Annotated in this window: 13 protein-coding genes, 2 tRNA genes and 1 rRNA gene; 10 read left to right on the top strand and 6 right to left on the bottom strand. The window is 54.8% G+C overall.

Annotated features, from left to right (window positions below):
- The first annotated feature begins 217 nt into the window (after positions 1 to 217).
- The 6 genes from DXB00_RS15770 (at position 218) to DXB00_RS15745 (ending at position 4482) form a co-directional block, all read left to right on the top strand.
- Positions 218 to 293 (top strand) — tRNA-Lys (locus DXB00_RS15770).
- A gap of 69 nt (positions 294 to 362) precedes the next feature.
- Positions 363 to 437, top strand: a tRNA-Glu gene (locus DXB00_RS15765).
- Positions 438 to 574: 137 nt separating this feature from the next.
- Positions 575 to 691: ribosomal RNA gene (gene rrf, locus DXB00_RS15760) — 5S ribosomal RNA — on the top strand.
- A gap of 127 nt (positions 692 to 818) precedes the next feature.
- Positions 819 to 2342: a DUF1538 domain-containing protein gene (locus DXB00_RS15755; RefSeq protein ID WP_118730276.1), complete on the top strand. Its 1524-nt coding sequence runs from the start codon at positions 819 to 821 to the stop codon at positions 2340 to 2342.
- Positions 2335 to 3039 (top strand): hypothetical protein, encoded by a 705-nt coding sequence (locus DXB00_RS15750; RefSeq protein ID WP_118730277.1) that lies wholly within the window; start codon positions 2335 to 2337, stop codon positions 3037 to 3039. Before DXB00_RS15755 ends, DXB00_RS15750 begins: the two co-directional genes overlap by 8 nt.
- Positions 3040 to 3297: 258 nt before the next feature.
- Positions 3298 to 4482 carry a pyridoxal phosphate-dependent aminotransferase gene (locus DXB00_RS15745; RefSeq protein WP_118730278.1) on the top strand — a complete coding sequence of 395 codons (1185 nt, stop codon included), beginning with the start codon at positions 3298 to 3300 and terminating at the stop codon, positions 4480 to 4482.
- Between the two features lie 601 nt (positions 4483 to 5083).
- On the opposite strand, the gene DXB00_RS16515 is transcribed toward DXB00_RS15745, so the two are convergent.
- Positions 5084 to 5254, bottom strand: a complete 171-nt coding sequence (locus DXB00_RS16515; RefSeq protein ID WP_158578383.1) for a hypothetical protein — start codon at positions 5252 to 5254, stop codon at positions 5084 to 5086.
- A gap of 135 nt (positions 5255 to 5389) precedes the next feature.
- Between DXB00_RS16515 and DXB00_RS15740 the strand changes: the two genes are divergently transcribed.
- From DXB00_RS15740 to DXB00_RS15725, 4 genes are all read left to right on the top strand, one after another.
- Positions 5390 to 6301: a DMT family transporter gene (locus tag DXB00_RS15740; RefSeq protein ID WP_158578384.1), complete on the top strand. Its 912-nt coding sequence runs from the start codon at positions 5390 to 5392 to the stop codon at positions 6299 to 6301.
- 38 nt (positions 6302 to 6339) lie between these two features.
- The gene (locus DXB00_RS15735; RefSeq protein WP_118730280.1) at positions 6340 to 7716 is read left to right on the top strand and encodes an MBOAT family O-acyltransferase; all 1377 of its coding nucleotides are present in this window, start codon (positions 6340 to 6342) and stop codon (positions 7714 to 7716) included.
- 8 nt (positions 7717 to 7724) lie between these two features.
- Positions 7725 to 8774 carry an alginate O-acetyltransferase AlgX-related protein gene (locus DXB00_RS15730; RefSeq protein ID WP_119215169.1) on the top strand — a complete coding sequence of 350 codons (1050 nt, stop codon included), beginning with the start codon at positions 7725 to 7727 and terminating at the stop codon, positions 8772 to 8774.
- Between the two features lie 233 nt (positions 8775 to 9007).
- Positions 9008 to 9619 (top strand): hypothetical protein, encoded by a 612-nt coding sequence (locus tag DXB00_RS15725; protein WP_119215168.1) that lies wholly within the window; start codon positions 9008 to 9010, stop codon positions 9617 to 9619.
- Between the two features lie 145 nt (positions 9620 to 9764).
- On the opposite strand, the gene DXB00_RS15720 is transcribed toward DXB00_RS15725, so the two are convergent.
- The 5 genes from DXB00_RS15720 to DXB00_RS16510 form a co-directional block, all read right to left on the bottom strand.
- The gene (locus DXB00_RS15720; RefSeq protein ID WP_117752219.1) at positions 9765 to 10346 is read right to left on the bottom strand and encodes a sugar O-acetyltransferase; all 582 of its coding nucleotides are present in this window, start codon (positions 10344 to 10346) and stop codon (positions 9765 to 9767) included.
- A gap of 15 nt (positions 10347 to 10361) precedes the next feature.
- Positions 10362 to 10535, bottom strand: a complete 174-nt coding sequence (locus tag DXB00_RS16765; RefSeq protein ID WP_199697324.1) for a DUF6472 family protein — start codon at positions 10533 to 10535, stop codon at positions 10362 to 10364.
- Positions 10532 to 11092, bottom strand: a complete 561-nt coding sequence (locus DXB00_RS15715; protein WP_119215167.1) for an NAD(P)H-dependent oxidoreductase — start codon at positions 11090 to 11092, stop codon at positions 10532 to 10534. The genes DXB00_RS16765 and DXB00_RS15715 overlap by 4 nt, the downstream gene beginning before the upstream one ends.
- Positions 11093 to 11220: 128 nt before the next feature.
- The gene (locus DXB00_RS15710) at positions 11221 to 11820 is read right to left on the bottom strand and encodes a hypothetical protein (RefSeq protein ID WP_118730285.1); all 600 of its coding nucleotides are present in this window, start codon (positions 11818 to 11820) and stop codon (positions 11221 to 11223) included.
- On the bottom strand, positions 11813 to 12004 hold the full coding sequence (locus tag DXB00_RS16510) for an RNA polymerase sigma factor (protein ID WP_158578385.1): 192 nt from the start codon (positions 12002 to 12004) through the stop codon (positions 11813 to 11815). Before DXB00_RS16510 ends, DXB00_RS15710 begins: the two co-directional genes overlap by 8 nt.
- Positions 12005 to 12311 lie beyond the last annotated feature (307 nt).

Raw genomic sequence — 12311 nt, 5'->3', positions numbered from 1 at the left:
GGAAGTGCAGTAATGTATGGAGCGGACTGATACTAATAGGCCGAGGGCTTGACCTTAAATGTTAGGTAACCTCGAAAGATAGCTTGCGAGTAGGATTGTTCAGTTTTGAGGGTGTAAAGAATTAAATTACACTTTCAGATTGTGAATGAGAAAGTAAAGCACACGAAGTGTGCAGGTAAAGTTTTCTTTGCATACTTTCTTGTACACAAGAAAGTATGCACCATTAGCTCAGTTGGTAGAGCAACTGACTCTTAATCAGTGGGTCCACGGTTCGAGCCCGTGATGGTGTACCAGATTCGGTGCGCTGTGGGTTCGAGAGAGTCCACAGCGGAACCGAGAAATACCGGAAGTCTAACTGTTATGGCCCGTTGGTCAAGCGGCTAAGACGGCGGCCTCTCACGCCGCAAACGGGAGTTCGATTCTCCCACGGGTCACCAATCTTTTATAACAGTGCTGACGGTATAACAAAGTAGCAAACATAGTAATATGTTTCTAAATAAGGTTTCTTTTGAACAAGAGCGCGTAAGCGCAGGTAAAGTTTTCTTTGCTTACTTTCTTGTTCACAAGAAAGTAAGTGCGTGATTATTGTGACGAGGGTACACCTGTTCCCATTCCGAACACAGTAGTTAAGCTCGTTTACGGTGACAATACTTGGCTGGTGACGGCCCGGGAAGATAACTCATCGCGCACACCGAACACCGACTCGAAAGAGTCGGTGTTTTGTTTTCGTTAAAAATGCCCTGTTCACTGGAATTCACCTCTCCTTGTATGATATAATAGCCTAAATTGGTATTTTATCGCGAAGCAGGGGGGCGAGAATGAACAAAATTCTGAAAGAAAAAATCAGCGAGTCGGTGTCGTCTGTCCTGCCGATCACGATCATCGTGCTGCTGCTCAGCGTGACGATCACACCGATGCCGGTCGGCACAATGGTGCTGTTTTTAACCGGTGCGGCGCTGCTTATCGTCGGCATGGCATTGTTTTCACTCGGCACGGACGTATCTATGACGCCTATGGGCGAGGGTATCGGCGCACAGCTGCCACGCACGAAAAATCTATTCATCGTGATACTCATTACGCTCATCATCGGCATACTCATCACGATCGCGGAGCCGGATCTGCAGGTTCTGGCCGGTCAAGTACCGTCCATTCCAAACAATGTGCTGATCTGGACGGTCGCGGTCGGCGTCGGTCTGTTTTTCGTGCTGGCTATGCTGCGTACGCTGTTCAAGATTCGTTTGTCGCTGCTGCTCATTGTGTTTTACGCGGTGGTGTTTATCCTGTCGGCTTTCGTGCCGAACGAGTTCGTTTCTGTGGCGTTTGACTCGGGCGGCGTGACCACCGGACCGGTCACCGTACCGTTCATCATGGCGCTCGGTGTCGGTTTAGCCTCTATCCGAGGCGATAGCGGCGCACAGGAGGACAGCTTTGGTCTGGTTGCGCTGTGCAGCATCGGGCCGGTACTGGCGGTGCTGCTGCTTGGTATTTTCTATCCGACAAACGGTGCAGGCTACACGGCAGTGACTGTGCCGGATGTGGAGGACACCCGTCAGGCAGCACACACATTTGTGGTGGAGCTGCCCGCGTACATACACGAGGTTTTGTCCGCACTGGTGCCAATCATCCTGTTCTGCGCGGTATTTCAGCTGATTTTCCGCAGATTCCATGCCATGCAGCTGCGCAAAATCGGCGTGGGCTTTGTGTACACATTTACCGGCCTGTCGCTGTTTTTGACCGGCGTAAACGTCGGATTTATGCCCGTGGGACATTATCTTGGACAGCAGCTGGCGCTGAGCGGACATGAATGGGCGCTGGTGCCGCTCGGCATGCTTATCGGCTATTTTCTGGTAACTGCGGAGCCGGCCGTGCATGTGCTCAATCGACAGGTCGAGTCCATCACAAACGGCGGCATCTCGCAGAGAGCGATGATGCTCAGCCTGTCCATCGGCGTGGCCTGCTCGGTCGGCATGGCTATGCTGCGCGTATTGACAGGCATTTCAATCTATTATATACTGGTGCCGGGTTATCTTGCCGCACTGGGACTGACTTTCTGCGTGCCGAAAATTTTCACCGGCATCGCATTTGACTCGGGCGGCGTTGCGTCCGGTCCGATGACGACCACATTCCTGCTGCCGTTCGCCATGGGCGCGTGTGAAGCGCTCGGCGGCAACGTGATGACTGACGCCTTCGGTATTGTAGCTATGGTAGCCATGACCCCGCTGCTTACCATTCAGGTGCTGGGTCTCATCTATAAAAAGAAACAGAACAGCGAGGATGCGTCCGATGTTTCCGCAGAGGATGAGGATAGCATCATCGTTTTGGAGGGAGCAGAGCATGAGTGAAAACCGACCGCAGATGACGGTGCAGAGCGCGGTAGAGGTCGTGGCGGCCGTTGTTGACGTGGAGCAGGGCGAAAAGGTGCTGCGTATCTATCGTGAGGAACAGGCGCCGGTGGACTTTGTGTGCATGGCACACGGCACGGCGCGCACGGAAATGCTCGACCTGCTCGGTATCGGTGAAACGGCAAAGGCCATTGTGATGTGCATGGTCAGCCGTCAGACCGGCGTTCGCCTGCTCAAAAGGCTCGGACGTGAGCTGGAAATGCGGTATCCCGGACGCGGAATCGCGTTTACCATTCCGATTACAGGCATTGGTCTGCGGTGGCACAAGCTGCTGACCGCTGCAGACGAGGAGCAAAAGGAGGTCAGCAGGATGCACGAGACAGAGAAGAACGACGGTTTTGACGTTGTAGCAGTTGTGATGGAGCGCGGCTATACCAACGTGGCGATGGATGCGGCGCGCAAGGCCGGTGCGCGCGGCGGCACGGTCATTTCCGCGCGCGGCATTGCGGAAAATGAGGTCAAGCGGTTTTTCGGTATCGAAATTCAGGCCGAAAAGGAAATCGTGTTCCTCGTGGTGCGAAGCGACGAGAAACAGCAGGTTATGACGGCGCTGATGCAGGCGGTCGGAATGAAGACCCGCAGTCATGGCATTGTGCTGTCAATGCCGCTTTCGGCAGCCATCGGACTGGCGGATTGATAATGGAAAATGGAAAATAAGCGTTTGACGTTTGCTTTCTGTTCTCCGTTTTTTTATTGTGTTATTTGGCGGGAAACGGCGGGACACCATCCCGCTCTGCACAATGATCCCGCGGGGAGCACAGCGTGCTCTCCTGTAACACAAAAGAGAGGAACGCACCCTTCAATTTCCAATTTCCATCTTCACTCTGATAAAATAGTATGATATAATGAGGGCAGTAATTTTCACAGGGAGAACCCCTAACAGGAGTAGATAACCATGATAAATGAGCACATGATGGATTTAGGCAGCCGCCGTTCGACGATCCGTGAGCTGTTCGAGTACGGGAACAGCCGTGCGGCGATCGTTGGCCGCGAGAACGTATTCGATTTCTCGATCGGCAACCCGAACGTACCCGCCCCGGAGGCCGTTCGTCAGGCGATTTACGCCGAAGCGGCAGGTGATCCGGTTGCACTGCACGGCTATACCTCGGCACAGGGCGCCGCAGACGTGCGAGGCGCACTGGCGGACAGCCTCAACAAGCGTTTCGGCACGGACTACACCGGCGACAGCCTGTACCTGACTGCAGGCGCGGCAGCCGCGCTCTCTTGTGCGTTCAAGGCGATCGTCTGCGAGGGTGACGAGATTGTTGTGTTTGCACCGTATTTTCCGGAATATAAAATGTTCATCGAGAGCGGTGCCGGTGCCAAGTGCGTCATTGTGCCGCCGTCTATCGCGGATTTTCAGATTGACTTCGGTGCTCTCGAACAGCGCCTGAATGAGCACACCAAGGCGGTCGTTGTCAACTCGCCGAACAACCCGTCCGGTGCAGTGTACTCCGAGCAGACCATCAAGCGCCTTGCCGACATGCTGCGCGGCAAGGAGAAGGAATATGGTCACCCGATTTACCTCATTTCGGACGAGCCGTACCGCGAGATCGTATATGATGGCGTGCAGGTGCCGTTTGTGCCGCATTTCCATGACGATACCATTATCTGCTACTCGTACTCCAAGTCGCTGTCGCTGCCGGGTGAGCGTATCGGCTATGTGCTCGTACCGCCGGCAGCCGCCGACAGCAAGGCGCTGTACGCTGCGGTCTGCGGTGCCGGCCGCGCACTCGGTTATGTTTGTGCACCGAGTATGTTCCAGCGCGTAGCGGCACGCTGTGCTGACCAGACCAGCGATATTGCGGTCTACCAGACCAACCGCGACCTGCTCTTTAACGGTCTGACCTCGATGGGGTATCACTGTGTCAAGCCGGACGGCGCGTTTTATCTGTTCCCGCAGACGCTCGAGGCGGACGACCGCGCCTTCAGTGAACGCGCAAAGAAATATGATCTGCTGGTCGTTCCGGGTGCGGATTTCGGTGCCCCCGGCCATATGCGAATTTCTTACTGTGTGAAAACCGCGACCATCGAGCGTGCGCTGCCGCTGTTTGAACGACTGGCGAAGGAGTATCGCTGATTTGTTATGTAAAGTTCACAAGTAGTTTCGGTTAATTATGTACAAGATGTCAAGCAGTGCTGTGCAATATATACAAAATAATAACGCTTGCATTGTGAGATATTCATAAAATCTTGCTCTTGTATTCTTTTCAGGGAAAGTGTATTATAATACCAGAGATCAGGAAAGGATCTCAAAAATACAATCACTTGAATCACTGAAAAGGAGTGCAAAGATTATGGGTATGAGAAATTTCTTCAATGGACTGGTAAACGCTCGCATGGTAGAACTGGAAAGCGAACACATCAACGCTAAGACCATGAACCGTACCAATCGTCGCGGCAAGTAATCGTCTGATTAAAAAAACATCACACGAGGAGCCGTAATCGTACATGACAACTGAAGACAGTAAGTGAAACCCTTCCGAGGACAACATTCGGAAGGGTTTTTCTTTTGATGAAGGCAACACCGCACAATTAAAGCTGCGGCGCTTTACGGAAATTTTGTGTCCTGATGGCGTTCCGGCTTTACGGTAATACACAAAGTATTACCGCAAAACCGCGCCTAATCAGTACGCAAAATTTGCTCGTAAATCGCTCTTGTTCAATTATGCGGTATTGCCTTATCCGGTCGGATGCTCCTGTGCGAACTCGGTCTGGCGGCGGAAGAACGCGGCGCGTTCCTCGAGCGTGGACGGCCGGATGCTGTGTTTGCCGCAATCCGGACAGACGCGGGTTTCAGCGCTGCCGAAGAAGATAAAGTGGCAGCATTTGGTGTCGCAAGTGTAGATCATGGCTTCACCTCTCTTTTTTACTGAGGACAGTGTACCACAGAGAAAGTCCGATAAAACTCCCTTTCTTGCAGGAGCATGGGGAAGTATGGTATACTGATAGCACCAATCATAAAAAATTTGTCTGGGAGTATCAAAATGGGGGAACAAAAACGCAGTCTGTTACGTCAATTATATTTACCGGCGGTTTTATGCACCGCGCTCTGGGGCAGTGCGGCGCCGTGCGTCAAGCGCGGGTACGAGCTGTTCGCTGTCTCGGCTGACGCGCCGTTTTCGCAGCTGGTGTTTGCCGGCTGGCGGTTTGCGCTGGCGGGAATTCTTGTGCTGCTCGTGACCCGGCTGAAAGGGCACCGAATCGTGCCCAAACGGGATGAAATCAAGCCGATTCTGGCGATCAGCCTGTTTCAGAGCATGCTGCAGTATGTGTGCTACTACATCGGTCTGAGCGGTACGACCGGCACCAAAGGCTCGGTGCTCTCCGGCACGCAGACGTTTTTTGCGCTGCTGTTGGCGCATTGCCTGCTGCCGAATGATAAGCTCAATCGACGGAAAACGCTTGGCTGCATCTGCGGCTTTGCGGGCGTGCTCGCGCTCGGACTGGGCGGACTGAACGGCTTCAACCTCACTGGTGACGGTCTGGTGCTGCTGAGCGCGGTCTCGGCGGGCGCGGGCGCGCTTGTCTCGCGCATTTACACGCCCGGCCGTGATCCCATGCGGCTGACCGGCTGGCAGCTGCTCATCGGCGGCTGTTTTCTGTTGGGTGTCGGCACGGCTGGCGGAGGCGCACTCGGTCGGGTGACGCTCGGCGGCGTGTTGCTGCTCGGCTACATGATCGCGCTGTCTGCGGCCGCGTTTACCATCTGGACGGCGCTTTTGGGTAAATTTCCGGTCGGAAAGGTCAGCCTGTTCGGCTTCCTGATTCCGGTGTTCGGCACGTTGTTCTCCGCGCTCGTGCTCGGCGAGAATATCTTCACCGCACGCAATCTGGCGGCGCTTGTGCTGGTCAGCGGAGGTATTGCGGTCGCAAACTCTGCAAGTACGAAAAAATAACACCGCAGACGGAATTGCGGTGCATAAAGGGTTAATCTATGGTATTTAGTTCTGCAATTTCGCTGTTTTTCTTTGTGCCGATCGTGTTTCTGCTCGATCGCAGGCTGTCGGACGTGGATGCGAAAAACACCTGGCTGCTCCTCGCAAGTCTGGTGTTCTACTCGTTCGGACAGGTGTATTACCTGCCGCTGCTGCTGCTCTCGGTGGCGCTTAACTACGTTTGCGGACGGTTGGCCGCAGGAAAGTACGCCAAACTCGGCGTCACACTTGCTGTCCTCGGCGGAATAGGGCTGCTCGCCGTGTTCAAGTACGCGGATTTTGCTATCCGCACAGTGAACGCACTGTGCGGGCTGAGTCTGCCGCTGACCGGCATTGCGCTGCCCATCGGCATCTCGTTCTTCACCTTTCAGGGACTTTCCTACGTCATCGACGTGTACCGTGAGCCACAAACGGTCTCTCACTCGTTCAAGAAGGTGCTGCTGTACATCGCGTTTTTCCCGCAGCTGATCGCCGGACCGATCGTCAAATACCACGATATCGAGCAGGAAATCGACAGCCGCCGCACCACACCGCAGGAGACCGCGCTTGGCATCCGCCGGTTTATCTGCGGTTTGAGCAAAAAGCTGCTGCTGTCGAACGCGCTCGGTCAGATGGCGGACACTGTGTTCGCGCTGCCTGCCGGAGAAATCGGTATGCTGGCCGGATGGACGGGCGCCATCTGCTACACGCTGCAGATCTACTTCGATTTTTCCGGCTACAGCGATATGGCCATCGGTCTCGGACGCATGTTTGGCTTTCATTTCCGCGAAAACTTCAATTATCCGTACACCGCGACCACCATCAAGGAGTTCTGGCGCCGCTGGCACATTTCGCTGTCCGGCTGGTTCCGCGACTACCTGTATATTCCGCTCGGCGGCAACCGAAAGGGGAAGGCGCGGACGTGGCTCAACCGTTTTCTCGTATTTTTCGCAACCGGACTGTGGCACGGTGCAAGCTGGACGTTTGTCCTCTGGGGACTGTGGCACGGCTTGTTTTCCGTGCTTGAGGACTGCGGTGCGATTCCGGTAGACAAGCTCAAGGGAAAACGAATCGGACAGCTGTACACGCTGCTCGTGGTCGTGCTCGGCTTTACGCTGTTTCGTGCGGATACGCTGGCACAGGCAGGTGCCATGTATGCCGCAATGTTCTCCGGCATTGGTCTGCATTGGATGGGCACGGCGGCTGTCTGGGCAAAATTTACGCCTGCGTTTGCACTGACGCTGTGTCTTGCGCTGCTCCTGTGTACGCCTGTGGCCCGCGAGCACACACCGAAACGCGAGAACGTGACGTTCATCGGCTCTCTGGCTTTGCTGTTGCTGTGCATGATGTACCTTGCGGCAGGCTCGTTTAATCCGTTCATTTACTTCCGATTTTGAGGTGAAATATGAAATATAAATGGTTTACAGCGGCGTTTTTGTCGCTGTGCCTGATTCCGGCAGCGGGTATGCTCGTGCTGCCCGAGCAGCAGGCGGCAGGCAATGAGCATCTCACGCCCAAGCCGAGCCTGTGGAACGCACAGACCGGCTGGAACGAGGACTTTCTCGGCGGTCTGACAGATTATGTTGCCGACCATTTCGGCTTTCGCCAGGAGCTGGTCACCGCGAATGCCGCGCTGCAGACTAGGCTGCTGTGTACCTCGCCTGCCGAGGACGTCATTTACGGCACGGACGGCTGGCTGTACTACGCGAAAACGCTCGATGATTATCAGAATCACGCAACGCTGACCGAGAGTGAGGCGCAGCAGTTGGCGCAGACCGTAAAATCCATGCAGGACTATTGCGAGAGTCGCGGCGCACGCTTTCTGTTCACGATTGCGCCGAATAAAAGCTCGCTTTACCCGGAGCACATGCCTGCGCGCTACCTGACCGAGGACGCGGACGGCAGCTACGAGCGCGTGCTGCCGTATCTCGGGCAGGAGGGCGTGAACTACGCCGACCTGTTCTCCGTGTTCCGCGCACACGCGAACGTGCTGTACTACAAGACCGACTCGCACTGGACGAACCGCGGCGCCGCGCTTGCACACGATTATCTGATGAACACGCTCGGTCTGCCGCATACATCGTTCACGGATGAGGAATATACGACCGAGCGGAGCCACAGCGGCGATCTTTACCAAATGCTGTACCCGAAAGGCACGCAAAAGGAGGAAACGCAGGTGTATCAGACCTCGTTTTCGTATGTGAACCCGCCGCGCTCGGACGAGGATATCCTCATGCAGACCACACAGGAGAATGCGCCGAACGGCCGTCTGCTGCTGTGCCGCGATTCGTTCGGCAATGCGCTGCATCCGTTTCTCGCGGAGGATTTTCGTGAGGCGATCATCACCCGGCAGATGCCGTATCCGCTGGAGCAGGTGCAGGAGGGCGATACGGTCATCATCGAGATTGTCGAGCGAAATCTGCCGAATATTTTCAAGGCAATACCGCATGATTGAACAAGAGCGATTTGCAAGTAAATTTTGTGTACTGACGCGACGCGGTTTTGCGGTAATACTTGATGTATTACCGCGAAGCCGCAACAAAGTCAGGACGTAAAATTTCTGCAAAGCGCCGCAGCTTTAATTGTGCGGTGTTGCCTCAGATATTCACCGGATTTGGGGAACAAAACCGAACCGTAATCCGTCTAATCAGTATCCGCAGGAGAAATAAACAATATGGAGGAAATTTTATGAAAAAGCTGACAGCCATGCTGCTGGCACTGACGCTCTGCTTTGGTCTTGCTGCGTGCGGCGGCAACACCGCACAGGATGATACCAAGGACGAGAGCCAGACCGTCCAGACCGGCAAAACCGAGGATAAGAAGGACGAAGCGAAAACCGAGGAGAAATCCGACGAGGCCAAGACCGAGACTAAGACTGACGATAAGACCTCGACCGACAGCAAAACCGAGGATAAAACCAACGAAACCAAGCCGGTGACGAGCAGCACGAACACCACGACCGCAAAGCCGTCTGCTTCAGCGGGCACGAGCAAGCCGTCTGCCTCGACGAGCAAACCGGCGGCATCCGCTCCGGCAAGCAAGCCGGCACAGAGCAAGCCTGCGGCAAGCGCTCCGGCTGAGACCAAACCCGCAGAACCGGCGAAGCCGACTGCCTCTCAGGCGAGCGGGTACGTCGGCTCGTCCGCATCCGCACTCGAGAGCGCACTCGGCGCACCGACATCCAAGAGCTATTCGCCGAGCTGCATGGGCGAAGGTGAGGACGGCATCTGGACGTACGACGGGTTTACCGTTTATACCTATAAAGAGGGCGGTTCGGAGACTGTCGAAGCGGTTCAATAAATTAGCAGTTAGTAATCGACGATACGGTTTTATGTTTCGCAGGGGAGGCCAGTGGCCTCCCTTTTTCACGTTCTGCAGAGGTAAAATAAAAGGGCAGACCGGTGGTCTGCCCCTGCGGAGGATAAAATTCCTAATTACGAATTTATCAGAGAATGCGTCTCTGCGGTTTATTCGCTACCTGCTTCACGGCCTTGCACGGCACGCCGATGGCAAGCATACCTGCCGGTATATCCTCCGTCACAACGCTGCCTGCGGCGATGACGGCGTTATCACCGATGGTGACGCCCGGGCAAATCTGCACGCCCATGCCAATCCAGACGTTATTGCCGATGGTGACCGGCTTGGCATATTCCAGCCCGGCGTTGCGCTGTGCAACATCGAACGGATGGCCTGCGGTCGAGATACAGCAGTTCGGGCCGATGAACACATGGTCGCCGATGGTGACCGGCGCCGCGTCCAGAATCACAAGGTTATGGTTGGCATAAAATGCACGGCCGACACGCGTATGGCTGCCGTAATCGACAAAAAACGGCGGCTCAATGACGATATCGGGCGCACAGGCACCTAAAATGGTATGCAGAAGGGCGTTTTTCTCCTCCTTCTGGGAGGAACGGAGTGCATTGTAATCCATGCACAGATCGCTGGTCTGCGCACGCGCTTCGAGCAGTGCAGGGTCGCTGTTGGCATCGTACAGCAGGCCGGAAGCGGCTTTTTCAAGTTCGGTCATCGTCAGGGTTCCTCCTTAATTCTGGTGGCGTACCAGTTCATAATCATCGCCGGAGCGGTAGTACGGACAGTTTTTGCCGGTCTGCATCAGGCGGTAAAATTCGTCCTCATCCAGATAGGCTTCGCATACATATTCATCCATTTCATCATCGTAGACGTTGTAGGCGCAGTCGTCACAGGTTCCGGTCATCGGTCAGCGCTCCTTTCAATTTGGTCGATTGCGGACTGCAGAATAGCCTCGGGGTCGTTGCCGCAGATGTCGAGACACTCCGCATAGATAAGTCGGGTCTCGCGGATACCGAAGTATTCTTTGGCCATAGCGGTCAGATAATCGAAGCTGAACCGCGGGTCGTACGCGCCGCCTGCGGTGGTGATGTAGGTCAGACTGCGGGCGCGGCACAGGCCGCACGGCTGCCCGTGGTCGTTGTAGGCGCTGACAATGCCGGGGACATAAATGTTCTCAATGTAGGTTTTCAGCTGTGCCGGAAAGCCCAGATCCCAGTAGGGAGCGGCAATGATGATATCGTCGGCATCGGCAAACTGGTGGGCATAATCGAACATCGGGTCGTGCCATTTGCCGCCGGCAATGAGCGATTCACGGTGAGCAAGCCGTTCACGGTCGAGCGGGACGAGCGGCTGATCGTATACGTTCAGCTCGGTGACGTCGCTTATGTGTGCGAGATAGGCGCGCGCCAGCCGTGCCGTCCGCGACTCTTCCCGCGGACAGGCGTTGATGTAGAGTGTCATGGTATCCTTCCTTCTTCTTGTTCCTAACTATATAGTATAGCAGAAAAATGAGGAATTAGGAATTAGTAATTAGAAATTATTGTGAGGATGAAACCCATCCCTGCGGTACAGCTCAACAAATTAGCAGATTATTTTATGCTGTTTACCAGAGCCTGCCAAACTGCGGTATCGAAATTTTCATCCGCAATAAAGCAGTAGCTATACTGGCTATCCTTCCACTCGGTCGAGGTATAACCTGTCTCGGCATAGAGCAGTGCGTCCGTACCCTCGAGTTTCTCGCCGGAAACGGTGTGGTTCATACCTTCGAGCGCGTCTTCGCCTTTACCCATGCAGTATTTAAGTGTATGTCCTTCTGCGTCCGCATACACAACAACAGCCATGCCGAACTGATCGGATGCCGAATCGAACGCATAACCGTCCGGCAAGGTCTGCGGCAGCGCAAACGGGAAGGAGAGCGCAGCGGCAAGCGCGTCTGTCGTGTCGTAATCCTGCGGCGCAGCGGCTGTAACAGGCGGTTCCTTTCCCTCACCATCCGGATTTGCAGGCGTGCGATTCATCTGCGTAACAGCTGTGCCGCCGATAATCAGTACCAGACAAGCTGCAGCCGCTCCGTATCTTCTCCAGGCGGGCGGTTTGCGCACCGGCGGTTTATCCAGCGCATCATGCAGGCGCTGCTCGAGGTCAGAAGACGGATTGATATGCTCCATCAAACGGTTGTACTTATTCATCGAAATCATACGCCTCCTTCAGTGTCTCTTTGAGCATACTGCGTCCGCGGTGCAGCAGAGAACGCACGGTGCTCTCCTTCTGTCCGAGAATGCGTGCGATTTCCGCGGCAGAATACCCTTCATGGTAGAACGGATGAATGGGTTCGCGGTACTTGGGCGGCAGAGCACGCACAGCATCCCACACAAAGGCGAGGTTACTGTCTAACTCATCGCACGGATAGCTTTCCTCGAGTGCGTTCGTGTGCTTGAACCACGCCGAATTCAGCTTGTTTTTGCTCAGGTTGATGGCAACACGGAGCAGGGAATCAGTGAGACAGAGGTCGCGGCGGTAGTCAGCAGCACCTTATAAAAGAGTGAAGAGTGGTGATTTTCTCCACTCTTTCTCTTTTGCGGGTATACAGAAAAAGAGTGGAAAGTTCTTCACTCTCCACTCTTAAATCTTCACTCTGTGAAATCAGTCCGCCCAGTACTTCGCAACATGTGCCTTGGTA

Source organism: Butyricicoccus sp. OF10-2, assembly GCF_003481925.1.
GTDB lineage: Bacteria > Bacillota > Clostridia > Oscillospirales > Butyricicoccaceae > Agathobaculum > Agathobaculum butyriciproducens.
Note: the sequence above shows the minus strand (reverse complement) of the source record. Positions and strands in the feature narration are given on the sequence as shown.